This is a genomic window from Streptomyces sp. NPDC050147 (genome assembly GCF_040660195.1).
Lineage (GTDB): Bacteria > Actinomycetota > Actinomycetes > Streptomycetales > Streptomycetaceae > Streptomyces.
Map to the genome: position 1 here is coordinate 204,739 of NZ_JBFALJ010000009.1, position 19,077 is coordinate 223,815.

The window sequence follows — 19,077 nt, forward strand, 5'->3', positions numbered from 1 at the left end:
GAACGACGGAACAGGCAGAAAGCGCAGGCGGAACACCCCATGGGTCTGACGAGCAACAAGGTTCTCGCGTTGGCGGTGGTCCTCGCCGTCGTGCTGTTCATCGGCACGGTCTGGCTCTGGCCGCGCCTGGCCCGTACGTCCTGGCGGCCCGTCAGCGGCCGTGTGGGGCTGCTGATCGGAACCCAGTTGGCGATCTTCGCCTCGGTCGGCCTCGCCGCCAACCAGGCGTTCGGCTTCTACGCCACGTGGGCGGACCTCTTCGGCCAGGAGACGAGCCCCGGTGTCGTCGTCGACCACGATCCCGCCGAGGGCGGGACACCCGTCGACGTGCGTGGCACGCGGGCCGTGAACGTGCCCGGCGGCGGCAGGCCCTCGACCGGCGGCCAGATCCAGAAGGTGGTCGTCAGCGGCAAGGAGGCGGACATAGCGAGCCCCGCGTACGTCTACCTGCCGCCCGAGTACTTCCAGCCGCGGTACGAGAACCGCACGTTCCCCGTGTCCGTCGTGCTGACCGGCTACCCCGGCACCGCCGAGGCGCTGATCAAGGGCCTGCACTACCCGCAGACGGCCCACTCGCTGGTCAAGCGGGACAAGATGCAGCCGATGATCCTGGTCATGATGCGGCCCACCGTGGCGCCGCCGCGCGACACCGAGTGCGTGGACATCCCCGGTGGCCCGCAGGCCGAGACGTTCTTCGCCAAGGACCTGCCCGGCGCCATCACCGAGCACTACAGGGCGGGCCGGACGGCGGGGAGCTGGGGCCTCATCGGTGACTCCACGGGCGGTTACTGCGCCTTGAAGCTCGCCATGCACCACCCCGACGTGTACGCGGCGGGGGCGGGCCTCTCCGCGTACTACAGGGCGCCTATCGACGTGACGACGGGTGATCTCTTCCACGGCGACAAGGAGCTCGAGCAGCGCGCCGACCTCATGTGGTACCTCGACCACATGCCGGCGCCCAAGACGTCCCTCCTTGTCACCACCAGCAAACAAGGAGAGGACAACTTCGCGGACACCGAGAAGTTCATCGGCAAGGTGCAGCCGCCCACCAGGGTCTCGTCGATCACGCTCGACAGCGGCGGGCACAACTTCAACACCTGGCGCCGGGAGATCCCCGCGACACTGGAGTGGATCAGCGGGAGGCTGAACGGCAAGTAGCCGTTCAGCTCCGAGCGGCCCTTCAGCACCGAGCAGCCCTTCAGCGCGGAGCAGCAGCCCTTCAGCTTCCGCCGATGGCCGTGATGGTCTCCAACTCGACCTCCCCGCGCGCGATGTCGCGCGCGTCAGCGGCCGTCGACCTGCGCAGCGCCTCGTGCAGCCGGGCCGGGGTGAGGACGCCGAGGAAGCGGAAGGTGTGGCGCGAAGCGTCTCGAGCAGGGTGGTGGTGGGCGACGGGCGGGACCTCGCTGTCCTTGTCGATGACCGCGATCCAGCCCGCGTCGTGCTGGAGCATCGTGGCGAACGCCTGCTTCAGCGTGGCGCCCACCGGAAGCCAGGCCTCCATGCGGCGGGCGTGATCCCTGACGGCCCCCTTGCCGCCGTGCGCGTGCTCGGCGGAGATCCAGCCGTGCAGGTTGTTCTCACCGTCCAGGACCACGGCCCAGCGGGCGTCGAGCCTCGCGGGCAGCGGGTCGTCCAGGTGCAGGACGGGCGGCTGCTCCAGGTCGCCCTCCTCGATGGGCGTCACGGACAGGCGCTTGAGGCCGCGGTCCGCGCCGACGAAGTCCGCCACGTACGCGTTGGCCGGTGCGCCCAGGATCGTCGACGGGGTGTCGAACTGCTCGATGCGCCCGTCCCCGTAGACAGCCATGCGGTCGCCGAGGCGGACCGCCTCCTCGATGTCGTGCGTGACGAAGAGGACGGTCTTGCGGACGGCCTGCTGGAGGCGGAGGAACTCGTTCTGCAGGTGTTCTCGGACCACGGGGTCGACCGCGCCGAAGGGCTCGTCCATCAGGAGCACGGGCGGATCGGCCGCCAGCGCGCGGGCCACGCCGACCCGCTGGCGCTGGCCCCCGGAGAGCTGTTCGGGGTAGCGGTCGCCGAAGGTGGCGGGGTCGAGACCGACCAGGTCGAGGAGTTCGGCGGCACGCTCGCGGGCCTTGCCGCGCTTCACACCGAGCAGGTGCGGGACGGTCGCCGTGTTCTCCAGGACCGTCTTGTGCGGGAAGAGGCCGACCTGCTGGATGACATAGCCGATACGGCGCCTCAGTTGGACCGGGTCGGTGGTGGATATGTCATCGCCCGCGACGAATATCCGGCCCTCCGTCGGCTCGATGAGACGGTTCACCATCTTCATCGTCGTCGTCTTGCCGCAGCCCGAGGGCCCGACGAGCGTGACCAGTTCACCCTCGGCGACCTCGAAGGACAGGTCGTCGACGGCCGTGGTGCCGTCCTCGTACCGCTTGGTGACATGCTCGAACCGGATCATGATTCCCCATTGTCGCGGGCGTTGTGTGAAGCCCATGTTGCGCCAGTACGACGAGTCTCGGCGATTGTCAGTGCTCCGCGTTAGGGTCGCCAGACGGCCTCAGGAAACGGGACTCGGGGGGAGTGGGGCGGGTTGAGCGAGCAGAACTGTCTGGTGACGAACGACTGGATCTGCGGGGAGTACGTCCGCTCCCGCAGCCAGGAGCTGATCGACGCCACCGTGCAGCACGTGGGCATCACCGCCGCGTCGGTCGCCATCGGTGTCGCCGTCTCGCTGCCTCTCGCGCTGCTCGCCCGGCGGTGGCGTTTCCTGGCGGGACCGATCCTCGGCGTGACGACCGTGCTCTACACCGTCCCGTCGCTCGCGATGTTCTCGCTGCTGCTGCCCTTCTTCGGGCTCTCTGCGTCGCTGGTCGTCACGGGCCTCGTGCTGTACTCCCTGACGATCCTGGTGCGCAACATCCTGGCGGGGCTCCAGGCAGTGCCGGACGAGGCACGGGACGCGGCCAAGGGGATGGGGTACGGCCCGCTGAGGCTGCTGTGGGAGGTCGAACTGCCGCTCGCGCTGCCCGCGTTGCTCGCCGGTGTCCGTATCACCACGGTCTCGACGGTGGCGCTGACGACGGTAGGAGCGATCGTCGACTACGGAGGCCTCGGATCGCTGATCCTCGACGGCCTCGACACGACCTTCAAGGCGCAGGTGCTCACCGCGTCCGCGCTCTGTGTGCTCCTCGCCGTCGTCGCCGACCTGCTCCTCCTCGCCCTCCAGCGGTGGCTGACGCCATGGACCCGCGTCCCTCGCATACGTACGAAGCGTTCCGCCCCGGCGGAGCGCACGGCCAAGGTGGCTGAACCCGCATGAACGCGATAACCGGCGCGTACGACTGGCTGACCACGGCTGCCAACTGGCAGGGCGAGAAGGGGGTGTGGCACCGCCTCGCCGAGCACCTCTACTTCAGCGGTGTCTGTCTCGCCGTCGCGTGCCTGATCGCCCTGCCGATCGCCCTGTATCTCGGCCACATCGGCAAGGGCGGCGCCCTCGCGGTGAACATCTCGAACATCGGGCGCGCGGTGCCGACGCTCGCGGTGCTCGTGCTGCTCACGCTCACCCCGCTCGGTGAGCACGGGGACATCCCGACGCTGATCGCGCTCGTCCTTTTCGCGGTGCCGCCGCTGCTCACCAACGCGTACATCGGGATGCGCGAGGTCGACCGGGCGGTGGTGGAGGCCGCCCGGGGGATGGGCATGAGCGGCCGCCAGCTCTTCGCTCGGGTCGAACTGCCCCTCGCGTACCCCCTGGTCATGACCGGCGTGCGGTCCGCGGGCGTGCAGGTCGTCGCCACGGCGACGCTGGCCGCGATGGCGGGCGAGGGGGGCCTCGGCCGGATCATCACCGCCGGTTTCAACCTCCAGAACACGCCGCAAGTGGTGGCGGGCGCGGTCCTTGTGGCGCTTCTCGCGCTCTTCGTGGAGGTGGTCCTCGTCGTGGTGGGGAAGGTGTTCAGTCCCATGCGAGGGCGTTCGAGGGTCGCGCAGTGATCTCCGGGCGGCGGTTTTCCGTGTTTCCAAGGGGCAGTGTTGCCACTGTTCCCAGCAGCTTTCGAAATGGTGGTTCACCCATGAACAGCACAACGCGTCGCGCGCGACGGATGGCAGGGGCGGCCGTGGCCGTCGTGGCGCTGACCGCGGGGCTCACCGCGTGCGGCGGGGACAGCCTGGAGAAGGACGGCAAGGGCGAGGGGGGCAAGGCGGGCGGCAAGGGCAAGCTCGTGGTCGGGTCGGCCCGTTTCACGGAGCAGAAGGTGCTTGCCGAGCTCTATGCGGGCGTGCTGGAGGACGCGGGATACGACGCCGAGGTCAAGACCGTACAGAACCGCGAGGTGTACGAACCCGAGCTCAAGAAGGGCTCGATCGATGTCGCTCCCGAATACGCGGCCACGCTCGCGGAGTTCCTCAACCTCGGCAAGAACGGCCCGAAGGCGAAGCCGGTCGCCTCGAATGATGTGGACGCCACGGTGGCCGCACTGAAGAAGCTGGCCGAACCACGGGGCCTGAAGGTGCTTCCCGTCGGTGAAGCGGTCGACCAGAACGCCTTCGCGGTGAGCAAGGAATACGCGAAGGAGCACAAGCTCAAGACGCTTTCCGATCTCGGTAAGTCCGGCGAGAAGGTCAAGATCGCCGCGAGTGACGAATGCGAGTCGCGGCCGTTCTGCGCTCCGGGACTCAAGAAGACGTACGGCATCGATGTCGCGGGAATCGACCCCAAGGGCGTCGGCACCACACAGTCCAAGCAGGCCGTGAAGAACGGCACGGACCAGGTGGTGCTGACCACGACCACCGACGCGACGCTCGACAGCTTCGGTCTTGTGGCCCTTGAGGACGACAAGAAGCTGCAGAACGCGGACAACATCCTTCCGGTTGTGAACGCGAAGGAAGCGGGCGACAAGGAGATAGCCGACGCGCTCGGGAAGCTGACCAAGGCCCTGACGACGGAGGATCTCGCGGAACTCGACCGGAAGGTCGATGTGGAGCGGCAGAAGGAAGCCGATGTCGCCCGGGAGTATCTGGAGTCGAAGGGATTGATCAAGAAGTAGCGCGGGAAGGAGGGGCATCCTCGAAGTAGCTCGGCCGAAAGTGGAGTTGAGTGGCTGTAGAGGACCGTGAAGGGTGAGGAGTTAGCGCTGTGACGCTCTCATTTTGGCGGGCGGGGCACCATAGTTCGCCTACGCGCGGTAAGTTTCTGGCCATGCCACGTGGACGTCACCGCCATTCCCCACCCCTGCACAGGCTGCTTCCTCCTTCGACGGTCGCAGGTCTCTCCCTTGTCTGCGCCGGTGGCGCCTGGCTGTTCGCGGAACCCGTCGTGCTCCGCGGCCTCGCCGCCGCCGCGGCCGCGGCGGCCGTCGTGGGCTCGGTCGTCATGCGCCGCTGGGACCTGGCGGCCGGCAAGCAGGTCGCCGAGCTGGGCCGGGCCCGCAAGAGCGACGAATGGCGTTACGAGGAACGCATAGCCGAGTGCGAGTCCGACCTCGAGGAGTCCCGCGAGATCCGGGGCCGGCTGGAGACGAAGCTGCGGTCCAAGCGGGCCGAGCTGGCCGCCCTGCGCAACGAACACGCGGCGCTCCTGCGGCGGTACGCGACGGCGGAGACCGAGCGGGCGAGCGCGCTCGAGGGACGGCGGCTGCTCGCCATCGAGGCGTCCGCCCCGACGCGGGCGTTGCCGCCGGCCCCCACGCGCGCGGAGCCCGGGGCCCGTACGGAAACGCCGGCTCCCGTCGTGCGCCCGGGGTCGATCGCGCCTCCGTCGTTGTACGACCGGGCGAACATGGCGCTCGACCGGCTGACTCCGAAGCCTTCCCCGCAGGGCGGGACTCCCCGGCAGCGCGCGGACGGGGATGAAGCGCGGGGGAAGCCCGGGGCGGCCGAGGGGCACGGCGGGCATGAGCGCGCGGTCGCCGTCGCGCCGCCCGCGCAGAGGCGACGCCAGAGTGCCCAGGGCGGCTTCGACTTCTTCGGCACGAAGAGCGAGGCGACCGCCGGGGCGCTGGAGTCCGTACAGAACGTGGACCTCGCGGACGTCGTGGGCGAGGAGGCACTCGCCGTGCACAAGGCGGAGTCCGAGGCGGAGTTCAAGAACGCGCCGCAGGACGATGCCGCGCGAGGAGTGGGCCAGGTCATCGACCTGACGGCACACGACGAGACGGAGCAGATCGACGTGGCGGAGCTGCGGACGGCGCTGCGGGCGTAGTCGGGCCCCTGGGCCTTGGTTGCCGTCATCACCGGCTCCGCCGAGTTCGTCCTCAAACGCCGGACGGGCTGAAGATTCGGCCCCACCGTCGGGGGCGGGGTCGGGGCAGAAGCCCTTTCGTCACGCCATCCACCGGTCAGGCCGCGCCGTCCTGCGCCCCGTACGCGACCTCTCCGCCTGCGCGGACAGCAGCGCGAGCGCCTCCTCCGTGGGACGCAACCGCGCCGCCACCGTCTTGTTGGCGCCCGTGTCGACGTGCACGTCCGCCACTCCCTTGAACCGCTCCCAGGGCCCCTGAGTGAGCCGAACGCTCTGCACCTTCGCGTGCGGGACCAGGGACAGTCGGCGGCGCAGAAGACCGTGCCGCGCCGCGAACACCGTGTCCGTCACCGTCAGGCCGTACCCCTTCCACCACACCGGAAGGCACCACGCGGCCCGCGCGGGAGGGCGGACGAGCTCGGCCGCGGCCGGCACCCGCACCCCCGGCAGGATGCGCGCGATCACGGCCTCCGCGACCTCCCGCGGCGCGACCGGGACCAGGACGCCGTTGGACGAGCCCGCCACGTCGAGTTCCACCCGCACCCAGCCGCGTCGCCGCCACAGCCAGGGCTCCACGACACGCACCGTCTGCACGCGCCCCGGAGGCACCGTCTCGTGCGCCTTGTCGAGCAGCCCGTGGTCGATGCGCAGGCCGTCGGGAGACTCGCCCACCTTCCAGTCGTACTCCGCGATGTACCGCCCCACACTGCCGGCGAACGCGGCGCCCAGCATGGGCAGTCCGGCCGCGAGGGCCGTCCACAGGTTGTGGGTGGCGAGCCACAGTAGAGGCGGCACGATGAGCGTGGCGACGAGCCAGGCCCACGTCGTGCCGGTCAGCAGCAGGGCGATCGCGAGCATGCGCGGGTGTACGTGCACCAGGTTGTTGACCGGCGCCTCGCCGACCTCGCGGGCCGTCTCGGGCGCGAAACCGGCCGCACGCGCGAGGAGTTCGGCCCGCAGGAAAGAGGCCTCCTCCTGCCCCAGGTAGGCCAGTTCGTCCTTCTTCTCCGTCCCGACGACGTCCAGCTTGAGCTTGGCGACGCCCGCGATACGGGCCGCGAGCGGTTGCGTCACGTCCACCGCCTGGAGCCGGTCGAGCCGGATGTGCGCGGTGCGCCGGAAGATCAGTCCGGTGCGGATGCGCAGTTCGGTGTCGGTGACGGCGAAGTGCGTGAACCACCAGCTCATGAAGCCGTAGAGGGCGCCGCCCAGGAGGACGACGGCGACACCGGCGAGCAGCTGGGTCACGGGGAGCTCGGAGACCCGCCGCTGCGTGCCACCCGGGTCGTGCACCGCGAATCCCACGAGAACCGCGACCGGGGCCCAGGCCCGGCGCAGGGGCGTGACGGGGTGCAGACGCCGCTCTCGTACGTTCTCGACGCCCGGGGCGTGTTCCTCTCCCGCCACCTCCCGTACGCCGCTCACAGCCCCGCCGAGCGGGCCTCGCCCAGTTCGGTGAGCCGGTCGCGCAGCCGCTCGGCCTCCTCGGGGACGAGGCCGGGAATGCGGGCGTCCGTGGCGGCGGCCGCCGTGTGCAGCTGTACGCCGGCCAGTCCGAAATAGCGCTCCAAGGGACCCGACGTCACCTCGACGAGCTGCATCCGGCCGTACGGGACGATGGTCTCCTCGCGCCAGAGCACGCCCCGGCTGATCAGGAGATCGTCGGCCCGCTCCGCGTACCGCCAGGACCGCCAGTTGCGCTCCAGCATCGGCCAGCCCCATGCGACGAAGGCGAGCGGGACGGCCGCGAACGCCGCCCACGGGGGTCCGGCGAAGGTCCACAGGAGCACCCCGACGGCCGCGGCGAGCGGCACCAGCCACGCGACGAGGAGCAGCCGGCGCATCCGCAGCACCCCCCGCGGCAGCCCTCTCCACACCGGCTCCGCGTCTGACTCTCCCGGCCGTGCCGGGCGTGCCGGTCCCGCCGTCCCCGTTTCCATGCCTCAAGCGTACGTAGCCGAGGTGACAGTCGCGTAGGAGCGCGTGTACGAGAGAATGCGCGCATGAGCCCCACGACGGAGACCACGCTCGGCATCGGCGGCGCCGCGGAGAGCACCGACATGGTGCTCAACATCGGCCCCCAGCACCCGTCCACACACGGCGTGCTGCGGCTGCGCCTCGTTCTCGACGGCGAGCGGATCCAGCAGGCCGAGCCGGTCATCGGCTATATGCACCGCGGTGCGGAGAAGCTTTTCGAGGCGCGTGACTACCGGCAGATCGTGGTGCTCGCCAACCGGCACGACTGGCTGTCCGCGTTCTCGAACGAACTGGGCGTCGTCATGGCCGTGGAGCGGATGCTCGGCATGGAGGTGCCCGAGCGCGCCGTCTGGATGCGCACGCTCCTCGCCGAGCTGAACCGCGTGCTCAACCACCTGATGTTCCTCGGCTCCTATCCGCTCGAACTGGGCGGAATCACCCCGGTGTTCCACGCGTTCCGGGAGCGCGAGGAGCTCCAGAACGTGATGGAGGAGATCTCCGGCGGCCGCATGCACTACATGTTCAACCGGGTGGGCGGCCTCAAGGAGGACCTGCCCGCCGGGTGGTCCACGCGCGCGCGTGCGGCGGTCGCGTCGGTCCGCTCCCGCATGGACGTGTACGACAAGCTGGTGCTCGGCAACGAGATCTTCCGGGGGCGTACCCGCGGCGTCGGCATGCTCTCCCCGGAGGCGGTGCACGCCTACGGAGTGAGCGGTCCCATCGCCCGCGCCTCCGGGGTCGACTTCGACCTGCGCCGTGACGAGCCGTACCTCGCGTACGGGGAGCTCCAGGACACGCTGAAGGTCGTCACGCGTCAGGAGGGCGACTGCCTGGCCCGCTTCGAGGTGCTTCTGGAGCAGACCCACAACGCGCTCGACCTCGCGGACGCCTGCCTGGAGCGGCTCGCCGAGCTGCCGCCGGGCCCGGTCAACCAGCGCCTGCCGAAGGTGCTCAAGGCGCCCGAGGGGCGCACGTACGCGTGGACCGAGAACCCCCTGGGCATCAACGGCTACTACCTGGTCTCCAAGGGCGAGAAGACCCCGTACCGCCTGAAGCTGCGCTCGGCGTCGTTCAACAACATCCAGGCCCTCGCCGTACTGCTGCCGGGACAGCTGGTCGCCGACATGGTGGCGATCCTGGGGTCACTGTTCTTCGTGGTCGGCGACATCGACAAGTAGCGGGTCGGGGATGCCGACGGGCTGGGTCAGCCACCCGAAGTCACCGAGTCCCCCCTCGGCGGTCAGTTCGGCCGCCTCTCCCGCGCGCGTGAGGGCGCGTACGTACGCCGCGGGATCGCTGGAAGCCAGGGAGAGCGGCGGACGGCCACCGCTCACGCCGAGCGCCCGCAGCGCCGCGCGCTGGGTCAGCAGGGAACCTCCGGGCAGCGCGCAGGCCTCCAGTGCCACATGGGCCGTGATGTCGCACGTGCCGTCGGGAACGGGCGCCGTCTCGCGGCCCGCGCGGAAGCCGGTCAGCGTCCCGAAGGGTGGCCGTGCGGCGCGGTCGTGCGCGTAGTCCACGGCGACCGCGAGGCCGCGCGTCAGCGTCGCCACGGCCGTCGCCCACGCCTCGTCCCGAGGGTGGCCGGTCTCCGCGCGCAGACCGGGCTCCGGGGCGAGCGGCCACCAGCGCGCGAGCCAGGAGGCGTCCGCGCCCTCCACCGTGTCGCCGAGGGATTCGGTGCCGTCGTCGCCGACGAGTACGTGCCGCACCAGGCCTTCGGGATCCACCTCGACGACGTCCACGGGGATGTTGTCCAGCCATTCGTTGGCGAAGAGCAGGCCGGTGACGCCGGCGGGCGGCAGGTCGCGCCACTCGATGCGTGGGTCGAGTCCCGCCGGACGCCCCGCCCGCTCGACCGCGCAGGCACGCACGCGTGGCGCCACGTCGGCGGGCAGCGCGGCGAGGACGCCCGCGGTCAATTCGCCACGGCCTGCGCCAAGATCGACGAAGGCCAGCTCGTCCGGGTGGCCGAGTGCCTCGTCCACGCGGCACAGCAGCCGGGCCACCGCGCCCGCGAAGAGGGGCGACGCGTGCACCGACGTCCGGAAGTGTGCCGCGGGTCCTTCGGGGCGCAGATAGAAGCCGTCAGGCCCGTACAGGGCGGCCTCCATGGCCTCCCGCCAGCCACGCCGCGCGTCTCTCCGCTCACCTCGGGCCTCGTTCGTCACGCGAGAAGGCTATGCGGGCCTCCACCTTGGGGAGTACACGCGAGCGGTACGGATCGGACCTCCGGTTGACCCCGCAGGGCCGTCCCGCTGCCTACGCTGGGTTACGTGCAGCGCGTCTATGACTTCCTCCGCAGACACCCGACCGGGGTCGATGGCTTCTGGGCCCTCGTCCTGCTCGGGGTCTCCGGCATCGGTCTCGTCTCCATGGCCGAGGCGGAAGGCCACGACCCGGCGGTTCTCTCCGTCATCGTCATCCTCGGCATGTCCGTCGTGGTGGCGCTGCGCCGCAAGTACACCGAGAAGATGCTGGTGCTCGCCGCCGTTCTCGGCGTGGCCCAGCTGATCTTCGACGTGCGGACGATGCCGGCCGACTTCGCGATGCTGGTGATCATCTACACCGCGTCGGCCGACGGCACGAAGTGGGCCTCCCGCTTCGCCCTCATCGGCGGTCTGTGCGCGGCTCCGCTGTCCTCGCTGCGCTGGCCGGAGGAGAGCATAAGCACCTTCGGCAGCATCTTTTTCGCGATCTTCCAGATGGTGCCCTTCGCTCTGGCCTGGGTGCTCGGCGACTCCATCCGCACCCGCCGCGCCTACTTCGCCCAGCTGGAGGAGCGCGCCGACCGCCTGGAGAAGGAGCGGGCAGCGCAGTCCAAGGTCGCGGTGGCCGCCGAGCGGGCCCGGATCGCGCGTGAGCTGCACGACGTCGTCGCGCACAACGTCTCGGTGATGGTCGTCCAGGCCGACGGCGCGGCGTACGTCCTCGACGCGGCCCCCGAGCAGGCCAAGCAGGCCCTGGAGACCATCTCGGGCACCGGGCGGCAGGCGCTCGCCGAGATGCGCAGGCTGCTCGGCGTGCTGCGCACCGGCGAGCACCAGGAGAGCGGTGAGTACGTCCCGCAGCCCGACGTCGAGCAGCTCGACGAGCTCATCGAGCAGGTCCGCACGGCGGGCCTTCCGGTCGACTTCAAGGTCGAGGGAACCCCGCGCCCGCTGCCGAGCGGCGTCGAGCTCACGGCGTACCGCATCGTCCAGGAGGCGCTCACCAACACCCGCAAGCACGGCGGCGAGAACACCGGCGCGAGCGTGCGCCTCGTCTACTTCGACGACGGCCTGGGGCTGCTCGTCGAGGACGACGGCAAGGGCGCGCCGCACGAGCTGTACGAGGACGGCGGCGCCGACGGCAGCGGGCACGGCCTGATCGGCATGCGGGAGCGCGTCGGCATGGTCGGCGGCACGCTGGACGCGGGACCGCGCCCGGGCGGCGGCTTCCGCATCAGTGCGCTTCTCCCGCTCAAGCCCGCGAATTGACACCTGTCACCGAAACGTCCACGCCATACGCTCTTGACCACGGCCGTCACACCGTTCGTTCACGCACATCCGTTCACGCACATCCGTTCGCTCACGAAGTACATCCACGAAAGGGCCTTTGATGTCGATCCGCGTCATGCTCGTCGACGACCAGGCGCTGCTGCGCACGGGGTTCCGGATGGTGCTCGCCGCACAGCCGGACATGGAGGTCGTCGCCGAGGCGGGCGACGGGGTCGAGGCGCTCCAGGCGCTGCGGACGACCGAGGTCGACGTGGTGCTCATGGACGTACGCATGCCGAAACTGGACGGCGTGGAGACGACCCGGCGCATCTGCCAGGACGAGAACCCGCCGAAGGTGCTGATCCTGACGACCTTCGACCTCGACGAGTACGCCTTCTCGGGGCTGAAGGCGGGCGCCTCCGGCTTCATGCTGAAGGACGTCCCCCCGGGCGAGCTGCTCGCCGCGATCCGCTCCGTGCACAGTGGTGACGCGGTGGTCGCGCCGTCCACGACGCGCCGCCTTCTCGACCGCTTCGCGCCGATGCTGCCGAACGCGGGCGGGCAGCCCCAGCACAAGGAGCTGGAGCGGCTCACCGAGCGCGAGCGCGAGGTCATGATTCTGGTCGCCCAGGGGCTCTCGAACGGGGAGATCGCGGCGCGGCTCGTCCTGTCGGAGGCCACGGTGAAGACCCATGTGGGCCGCATCCTGACCAAGCTCGGCCTGCGGGACCGGGTGCAGGTGGTGGTCCTGGCGTACGAGACGGGGCTGGTGCGGGCGGGCGGCGGCGCGGGCTGACGTCCGCCTGGCCGCGGCCGGGCCGGGGGTTCAGCGCAGGATGCCCTCCAGGAAGTCGCTGCCCAGGCGGGCCACCACGGACACGTCCAGCTGGTGCAGCACGTACCGGCCGCGCCGCGTGGTGGTCACCAGGCCCGCCTTCTTCAGGAGCGTCAGGTGCCGGGAGACCTCCGGCGCCGTCAGGCCGGTCGCGTGGGCCAACTCGCCGGTGCTGAAGGACGCGCGGGCCATGTCGCGGCACAGCCGCAGGCGCACGGGGTGCGCGAGGGCCGTGAGCCGCTTCTCTAGGGTCTCCACCGAGGTGGGCTTCGCCAGGTCCGGCGCGGACACGGGGTAGTGGACGACCGGGCGCCAGCCGGGCGCGTGCAGGACCATCAGGTGCGGCCAGGCGAAGTGTGACGGCACGAACGTGAGCCCGGCGCCCAGGGAGTGGTCCAGGGCGGTCGTGGTGCCCGGTACGAGCTTGTCCGCGGTGATGCGACGGTTGTCCGCGTCCACGGAGAGGGCGGCGGACACCGAGGTCAGCACTTCGGCGAGCCCCTTGCGGCGCAGTATCTCCGTCTTGTGCCGTGCGTCGGCCGCCAGTTGGACGCGCACGCGCCTCCAGGTGTCCGCGAAGAAAGCCTCGTCACAGTCCTCCAGGAGGCGGCGCAGCCAGGCCCGGACGGTCTGCGGGTCGGTCAGGAGGCGCTTGGTGAAGTCCAGTTGTCTGCCGCCGCGCGTGGCGGCGAGCTCCAGGGCGCGGGCGCCACGGACGGGGTCGGTGAGCGGTGAAGTCCCGCCTTCGTCGTACGTCGTGCCGCAGGTGAACTCCAGGGCCGCCATGACGAACCGCTCGTCGTCCAGGCGGTCCAGGAGGTCCAGCTCCTCGGCGAGTGTGGCGCCCGGCCTGCCGTCGCCGTCGACGAGCCCGGCGAACGGCATGAAGACGTCCGAGAACGTGTTCCGCCACAGGAAGTCCGCCTCGTGCAGCCGGTCGGCGAGGTCCGGCTTGAGGCAGGCGGTGGTCGCCGTGGCCCAGCCGTGCAGCCCCGGGTGATGACCGGGCTCGGACATCGCGTGCAGGGCGACGCCCAGCTCCGCCAGGGGCGAAGGGTCGAAGAAGATCCGCTCCTGCGGCAGGCCCGCGATCTCGATGTGCACGCTCATGGCCCCATCGTGCACCGCGCCACTGACATCCCGGCCGCCGATTGACGCCCGGTGTCAATCGGCGCGACGGCGGCGGGACGGCGGGAGCAGTCTGTGGTGACAGGGCCGCACACGGTCCTCGCCGAAGGGCCACGCACGGCCCTTCCTGACCGGGCCGAACACGGCCCCTGACGACCGGGCCCTACGGCAGCGTCGCCGCCGGGCCCGAACCCACCACAACCCACGCCGTGCCGACTCCTGCTTCCCGTCGACCCAACGGTGCCCGATAAGTAACCTTTATCCTGAGAGGCGAACTCGTCATGAGCATCACCCAGCAGTACCTGCTCGACAGCTACCGCGCCGCCCAGCACGACGAGCGCACCCCGCCCGCCCCCGGTCGACAGGACTGGCAGGTCATCCGCGAGGTGCGCGACTACGGCCGCTTCCGTGCCGTCGTCGAGGAACGCCCCGCCCACGGAAGGGTCAGGGCCGCGGTGGCCCGGCTCATCCCGGGATTCGCCGCACGAACTCCGCGACCGCATCGTTGACGTCGTCGGACGTCCACTCCAGGCCCGCCTCGGTCACGGTGACCTCCGTGACCGAGAGGCCGGGCGGACCGTCCGGGAACCAGCGGCCGAACAGCTGGGTCTTGGTCTCCTCGGCCTGACCGAGCGCGGCCTCGGTGAGGACTTCGGCGTCGTACGGCAGCCAGACCTGGAACTGGTGGGTGTGCGGCCGCTCCGGATGTACGCGCGACCAGGGCACCCCGGCGGACGCGAACCCTTCGCGCAGCGCTTCGGCGACCACGCGCGCGTGGCCGACGTAGTCCGGCAGCCGCGGAAGCGTGTTCTTCAGGCCCAGCAGCGCGGCGACGGCGGCCGGGAACTGCTGGAAGACCTGGCCGCCGTAGCGGTGGCGCCAGGTCCTTGCCTCGTCGACCAGGGTGCGCGGGCCCGCGAGCACCGCGCCGCTCAGGCCGTCCAGGGACTTGTAGAACGACACGTACACGGTGTCCGCGAGACCGGCGATCTCCGCGAGGGAGCGGCCGAAGTGCGGTGTGCACTCCCACAGGCGCGCACCGTCGAAGTGCACGACGGCGTCCCGTTCCCTGGCCGCCTCCACGACCTCTTCGAGCTCCTCCCAGGAGGGCAGCACGAAACCGGCGTCCCGGAGCGGCAGTTCGAGCATCAGCGTCCCGAAGGGCTCCTCGAAGTCCCGTACCTCCTCGGCGGTGGGCAGCCGGGGCTCCCGCGTCGGATGCACCGTGCGCAACCCGCTCACCGCGGAGAGGGCGCCCCCTTCGTGCACCTCGGGATGGGCCTTCGGATGCAGGGCGACGGTCGTGTTGCCCGTGCGGCCCGCCCAGCAGCGCAGGGCGACCTGCTGGGCCATCGTGCCGGTCGGGAAGAAGGCGGCCGCCTCCTTGCCGAGCAGCCGCGCGACCTCGTCCTCCAGGCGTGCGACGACCGCGTTGCCGTAGATGTCGGTGGGCTCGTCCGGGTCCACGACCTCGAAGGCCGCGTCGGCGAGCGCGGAGAGCCGGGTGGCGAGCGGTTGGTGGGCGGACCAGCGGTGCAGGGTGCGGGTGGCGCCGAGGGCGGCGGACCGGCGGCGGGCGGCGAGCAGGTCCTGCTCGCCGCCGTGCTCGCCCGGCTCTTCGCCCGCCTGCGCTCCGTCGTGTGAAGTCATCCCCCGAGCATGGCGTGCGATCGGCCGCCGGTCATATGAATACCCACAGCCTGTGGACAGCCGAGGACGCGGCACGGACCGATCGCGTTAGCATGACGAGAAATCGTCCGGTACCCCGAGCGGACTGGAACGGGAAGGCGTCATCGCGTGAACGCACCTCATCAGCCAGACCCGCGGGACCGCCCCGCGAGGCTCACGGTGGGCGTCGTGGGAGCGGGCCGTGTCGGCCCCGCGCTCGCCGCGGCGCTCCAGCTCGCCGGGCACCGCCCGGTCGCCGCGTCCGGTGTCTCCGACGCGTCCGTACGACGCGCGGCGGCCCTGCTGCCCGACGTCCCCCTCGTGCCGCCCGCCCAGGTCCTGGAGCGCGCCGACCTGGTCCTCCTGACCGTCCCGGACGACGCCCTTGTCGGCCTCGTCGAGGGCCTCGTCGAGACCGGCGCCATCCGCCCCGGCCAGCTCCTGGTGCACACCTCCGGGCGGTACGGCACCCAGGTGCTCGAACCGGCGCTCCGCGCGGGCGCCCTGCCGCTCGCTCTGCACCCGGCCATGACGTTCACCGGCACCCCCGTCGACGTGCAGCGCCTCGCTGGCTGCTCCTTCGGCGTGACCGCTCCCGAGGAGCTGCGCCTGGCCGCCGAGGCGCTGGTCATCGAGATGGGCGGCGAGCCAGAGTGGATCGCCGAGGAGGCCAGGCCGCTGTACCACGCGGCGCTCGCGCTCGGCGCGAACCACCTGGTCACGCTGGTCGCCGAATCCATGGACCTGCTCCGGGACGCGGGCGTGGCCGCCCCCGACCGGATGCTCGGCCCGCTGCTCGGCGCGGCCCTGGACAACGCCCTGCGGTCCGGCGACGCCGCCCTCACCGGCCCCGTCGCGCGCGGGGACGCGGGCACGGTCGCCGCGCACGTCGCCGAGCTGCGCAAGCACGCCCCGCAGACCGTCGCCGGATATCTGGCGATGGCCCGCGCGACCGCCGACCGCGCGCTCGCCCACGGGCTGCTCAAGCCCGAGCTCGCCGAGGACCTCCTGGGGGTCCTCGCCAACGGCGGGGGCGGGGCCGGCGACGCCGAGGGAGGAACCCGATGACCCGCCTCGTGCACACCGCCGAACCCCTGCGCACCCGCCCGCGCGTCGGCCGCCGCGTCGTCGTCATGACCATGGGCGCCCTGCACGAGGGCCACGCCACGCTGATCCGCACCGCACGCCGCATGGCGGGCGACGAGGGCGAAGTCGTGGTCACGGTCTTCGTGAACCCCCTCCAGTTCGGTGCGGGCGAGGACCTCGACCGCTACCCCCGCACCCTGGACGCCGACGTCAAGATCGCCGAACAGGAAGGCGCGGACTTCGTGTTCGCCCCTTCCGTGGACGAGGTCTATCCCGGCGGCGAACCGCAGGTCCGGATCAGCGCGGGGCCCATGGGCACGCTCCTCGAAGGGGCCACCCGCCCCGGACACTTCGACGGCATGCTCACGGTCGTCGCCAAGCTGCTGCACCTCACCCGGCCCGACGTGGCGTTGTACGGCCAGAAGGACGCCCAGCAGCTCGCCCTCATCCGCCGCATGGTGCGCGACCTGAACTTCGGCGTGGAGATCGTCGGCGTACCCACCGTGCGCGAGGACGACGGCCTGGCGCTCTCCAGCCGCAACCGCTACCTCTCCCCGGCCGAGCGGCGCACCGCGCTCGCGCTCTCCCAGGCGCTCTTCGCGGGCCGCGACCGGCACGCCGCCCAGGAGGCACTCCACGCGCGGGCGGCGCTCGCCCCCGTCACGCACGCGCGCGCCGACGCCCTGAACGCCCTGGGGGAGTCCCGCGCCGCGGCCGACACCCACGCGGTCGCCCAGTCCGTCACGCCGACGGTGCCCGGCGGCCCCGCGGCCGTCCGTGCCGCCGCCCGCCAGGTCCTCGACCAGGCGGCCCGCAGCCGGCCCCCGCTCGAACTGGACTACTTGGCGCTGGTCGACCCGGCCGACTTCACGGACGTACAGCCGGGCCACACCGGTGAGGCGGTCCTCGCCGTCGCGGCCAAGGTCGGCGCGACCCGGCTGATCGACAACATCCCGCTCACGTTCGGAGCCACCCCATGAGTGCCACCGGAATACGGCTGCACGCCCCCGCGCCCGGCTGGTCCCTGGAAGCCGACATCGTCGTCGTCGGCTCCGGAGTGGCAGGGCTCACCACGGCCCTGCGCTGCTCGGCGGCGGGCCTGAAGACGGTCGTGGTCACCAAGGCCCGCCTCGACGACGGCTCCACGCGCTGGGCCCAGGGCGGCATCGCGGCGGCACTCGGCGAGGGCGACACCCCCGAGCAGCACCTGGACGACACCCTCGTGGCGGGCGCGGGCCTGTGCGACGAGGAGGCCGTGCGCGCGCTGGTCACCGAGGGCCCTGACGCCGTACGCCGCCTCATCGAGACCGGCGCCCACTTCGACACGGGCCCCGAGGGCGCCATCGAGCTGACCCGCGAGGGCGGCCACCACCGCCGCCGCATCGCCCACGCGGGCGGTGACGCGACCGGCGCCGAGATCTCCCGCGCCCTGGTCGAGGCGGTGCGCGCACGGTCCATACCGACCGTGGAGAACGCGCTCGTACTGGACCTCCTGACCGACGCCGACGGCCGCACCGCCGGTGTCTCCCTGCACGTCATGGGAGAGGGCCAGCACGACGGCGTGGGCGCGGTCCACGCCCCCGCGGTCGTCCTCGCCACCGGCGGCATGGGACAGGTCTTCTCGGCGACCACGAACCCGTCCGTGTCGACGGGCGACGGCGTCGCGCTCGCCCTGCGCGCGGGCGCCGAGGTGAGCGACCTGGAGTTCGTGCAGTTCCACCCCACCGTGCTCTTCCTGGGCGCCGACGCGGAGGGCCAGCAGCCGCTGGTCTCCGAGGCGGTGCGCGGCGAGGGAGCCCACCTCGTGGACGCGGACGGCGTGCGCTTCATGGCCGGCCGGCACGAGCTCGCGGAGCTCGCGCCCCGGGACATCGTCGCCAAGGGCATCATGCGGCGCATGCAGGAACGGGGCGCCGAGCACATGTACTTGGACGCCAGGCACTTCGGCGCCCAGATGTGGGAGAACCGCTTCCCGACGATCCTCGCCGCCTGCCGTGCCCACGGCATCGACCCGGTGACCGAGCCCATCCCCGTCGCCCCGGCCGCGCACTACGCCTCCGGCGGCATCCGCACCGACCCGCACGGCCGCACCACGGTCCCGGGTCTGTACGCCTGCGGAGAGGTCGCCTGCACCGGCGTGCACGGAGCGAACCGCCTCGCCTCCAACTCCCTGCTTGAAGGCCTGGTCTACGCCGAGCGCATCGCCGCGGACATCGCGGCACAGCACGCCGAGAACACCCTCCACGCGCGCGTGCCCACACCGGTCGCCCACCCCGACACCCCCGCGCACCCCCTGCTGCCCCCCGAGGCCCGCTTCGCCATCCAGCGCGTGATGACCGACGGCGCCGGAGTGCTCAGGTCCGCCGACTCCCTCTCCGAGGCCGCGGCCCGGCTCGCCCGCATTCACGCCGAGGCCGCGGGCGCGCTCGCCGAGCACGGCAAGACCGCCGAGCCCGGCGTCGACACCTGGGAGACCACCAACCTCCTGTGCGTCGCCCGTGTTCTGGTGGCCGCCGCGCAGCGCCGCCAGGAGACCCGCGGCTGCCACTGGCGCGAGGACCGCCCCGACCGCGACGACGAGGCATGGCGGCGCCACATCGTCGTACGCCTCAACGCGGACCGGACCCTGGCCGTACATACGACCGAGACCGCAGACTTCCCTCCGACGACCAGCCTTCAGGAGAAGTGAC

Annotated in this window: 18 protein-coding genes; 12 read left to right on the forward strand and 6 right to left on the reverse strand. The window is 71.6% G+C overall.

What is annotated here, in order from left to right; genetic code table 11:
- The first annotated feature begins 39 nt into the window (after positions 1-39).
- Positions 40-1,158 (forward strand): alpha/beta hydrolase-fold protein, encoded by a 1,119-nt coding sequence (locus AB0I94_RS16810; protein ID WP_363310314.1) that lies wholly within the window; start codon positions 40-42, stop codon positions 1,156-1,158.
- A 61-nt stretch (positions 1,159-1,219) separates the two neighbouring features.
- On the opposite strand, the gene AB0I94_RS16815 is transcribed toward AB0I94_RS16810, so the two are convergent.
- Complete coding sequence (locus tag AB0I94_RS16815) at positions 1,220-2,428, reverse strand: betaine/proline/choline family ABC transporter ATP-binding protein (protein WP_363310315.1); 1,209 nt, start codon at positions 2,426-2,428, stop codon at positions 1,220-1,222.
- Positions 2,429-2,560: 132 nt separating this feature from the next.
- On the opposite strand from AB0I94_RS16815, the gene AB0I94_RS16820 reads away from it, so the two are divergent.
- The 4 genes from AB0I94_RS16820 to AB0I94_RS16835 all read left to right on the forward strand — a co-directional run bounded on the left by AB0I94_RS16820 (position 2,561) and on the right by AB0I94_RS16835 (position 6,175).
- Positions 2,561-3,289, forward strand: coding sequence for an ABC transporter permease (locus tag AB0I94_RS16820; protein ID WP_363310316.1), 729 nt, complete (start codon positions 2,561-2,563; stop codon positions 3,287-3,289).
- Positions 3,286-3,966, forward strand: a complete 681-nt coding sequence (locus AB0I94_RS16825; protein ID WP_363310317.1) for an ABC transporter permease — start codon at positions 3,286-3,288, stop codon at positions 3,964-3,966. Before AB0I94_RS16820 ends, AB0I94_RS16825 begins: the two co-directional genes overlap by 4 nt.
- Positions 3,967-4,046: 80 nt before the next feature.
- Entirely contained in the window at positions 4,047-5,021 is a 975-nt protein-coding gene (locus AB0I94_RS16830; RefSeq protein WP_363310318.1) for an ABC transporter substrate-binding protein, read from the forward strand.
- Positions 5,022-5,173: 152 nt separating this feature from the next.
- Positions 5,174-6,175, forward strand: coding sequence for a hypothetical protein (locus AB0I94_RS16835; protein WP_363310319.1), 1,002 nt, complete (start codon positions 5,174-5,176; stop codon positions 6,173-6,175).
- Between the two features lie 120 nt (positions 6,176-6,295).
- Here the strand turns inward: AB0I94_RS16835 and AB0I94_RS16840 are convergent, their stop codons facing one another.
- Together AB0I94_RS16840 and AB0I94_RS16845 are read right to left on the reverse strand one after the other, a co-directional pair.
- On the reverse strand, positions 6,296-7,639 hold the full coding sequence (locus AB0I94_RS16840; RefSeq protein ID WP_363310320.1) for a PH domain-containing protein: 1,344 nt from the start codon (positions 7,637-7,639) through the stop codon (positions 6,296-6,298).
- Positions 7,636-8,154 (reverse strand): PH domain-containing protein, encoded by a 519-nt coding sequence (locus tag AB0I94_RS16845; RefSeq protein ID WP_363310321.1) that lies wholly within the window; start codon positions 8,152-8,154, stop codon positions 7,636-7,638. The genes AB0I94_RS16840 and AB0I94_RS16845 overlap by 4 nt, the downstream gene beginning before the upstream one ends.
- Before the next feature lie 63 nt (positions 8,155-8,217).
- Here AB0I94_RS16845 and AB0I94_RS16850 point away from each other — a divergent pair, with 63 nt between their 5' ends.
- Positions 8,218-9,369 (forward strand): NADH-quinone oxidoreductase subunit D, encoded by a 1,152-nt coding sequence (locus tag AB0I94_RS16850; protein WP_363310322.1) that lies wholly within the window; start codon positions 8,218-8,220, stop codon positions 9,367-9,369.
- Here AB0I94_RS16850 and AB0I94_RS16855 read toward each other — a convergent pair.
- Entirely contained in the window at positions 9,334-10,305 is a 972-nt protein-coding gene (locus AB0I94_RS16855) for an SAM-dependent methyltransferase (protein WP_363310380.1), read from the reverse strand. The two genes, AB0I94_RS16850 and AB0I94_RS16855, sit on opposite strands and share 36 nt — an antisense overlap.
- A gap of 162 nt (positions 10,306-10,467) precedes the next feature.
- Here AB0I94_RS16855 and AB0I94_RS16860 point away from each other — a divergent pair, with 162 nt between their 5' ends.
- Together AB0I94_RS16860 and AB0I94_RS16865 are read left to right on the forward strand one after the other, a co-directional pair.
- Positions 10,468-11,670, forward strand: coding sequence for a sensor histidine kinase (locus tag AB0I94_RS16860; protein ID WP_363310323.1), 1,203 nt, complete (start codon positions 10,468-10,470; stop codon positions 11,668-11,670).
- Between the two features lie 121 nt (positions 11,671-11,791).
- The gene (locus AB0I94_RS16865; protein ID WP_363310324.1) at positions 11,792-12,466 is read left to right on the forward strand and encodes a response regulator transcription factor; all 675 of its coding nucleotides are present in this window, start codon (positions 11,792-11,794) and stop codon (positions 12,464-12,466) included.
- Between the two features lie 30 nt (positions 12,467-12,496).
- Here AB0I94_RS16865 and AB0I94_RS16870 read toward each other — a convergent pair whose 3' ends face one another.
- Positions 12,497-13,615, reverse strand: coding sequence for a DUF5937 family protein (locus AB0I94_RS16870; RefSeq protein ID WP_363310325.1), 1,119 nt, complete (start codon positions 13,613-13,615; stop codon positions 12,497-12,499).
- A 299-nt stretch (positions 13,616-13,914) separates the two neighbouring features.
- Here AB0I94_RS16870 and AB0I94_RS16875 point away from each other — a divergent pair, with 299 nt between their 5' ends.
- The gene (locus AB0I94_RS16875) at positions 13,915-14,142 is read left to right on the forward strand and encodes a hypothetical protein (RefSeq protein ID WP_363310326.1); all 228 of its coding nucleotides are present in this window, start codon (positions 13,915-13,917) and stop codon (positions 14,140-14,142) included.
- Here the strand turns inward: AB0I94_RS16875 and AB0I94_RS16880 are convergent.
- Positions 14,099-15,283, reverse strand: coding sequence for a beta-eliminating lyase-related protein (locus AB0I94_RS16880; RefSeq protein ID WP_363310327.1), 1,185 nt, complete (start codon positions 15,281-15,283; stop codon positions 14,099-14,101). The two genes, AB0I94_RS16875 and AB0I94_RS16880, sit on opposite strands and share 44 nt — an antisense overlap.
- A 147-nt stretch (positions 15,284-15,430) precedes the next feature.
- On the opposite strand from AB0I94_RS16880, the gene AB0I94_RS16885 reads away from it, so the two are divergent.
- The 3 genes from AB0I94_RS16885 to AB0I94_RS16895 are packed head-to-tail and all read left to right on the forward strand — an operon-like array spanning position 15,431 to position 19,076.
- Positions 15,431-16,369: a DUF2520 domain-containing protein gene (locus AB0I94_RS16885; protein WP_363310328.1), complete on the forward strand. Its 939-nt coding sequence runs from the start codon at positions 15,431-15,433 to the stop codon at positions 16,367-16,369.
- Positions 16,366-17,367, forward strand: coding sequence for a pantoate--beta-alanine ligase (panC, locus tag AB0I94_RS16890; protein WP_363310329.1), 1,002 nt, complete (start codon positions 16,366-16,368; stop codon positions 17,365-17,367). The genes AB0I94_RS16885 and panC overlap by 4 nt, the downstream gene beginning before the upstream one ends.
- Positions 17,364-19,076, forward strand: a complete 1,713-nt coding sequence (locus AB0I94_RS16895) for an L-aspartate oxidase (protein ID WP_363310330.1) — start codon at positions 17,364-17,366, stop codon at positions 19,074-19,076. The genes panC and AB0I94_RS16895 overlap by 4 nt, the downstream gene beginning before the upstream one ends.
- Position 19,077 lies beyond the last annotated feature (1 nt).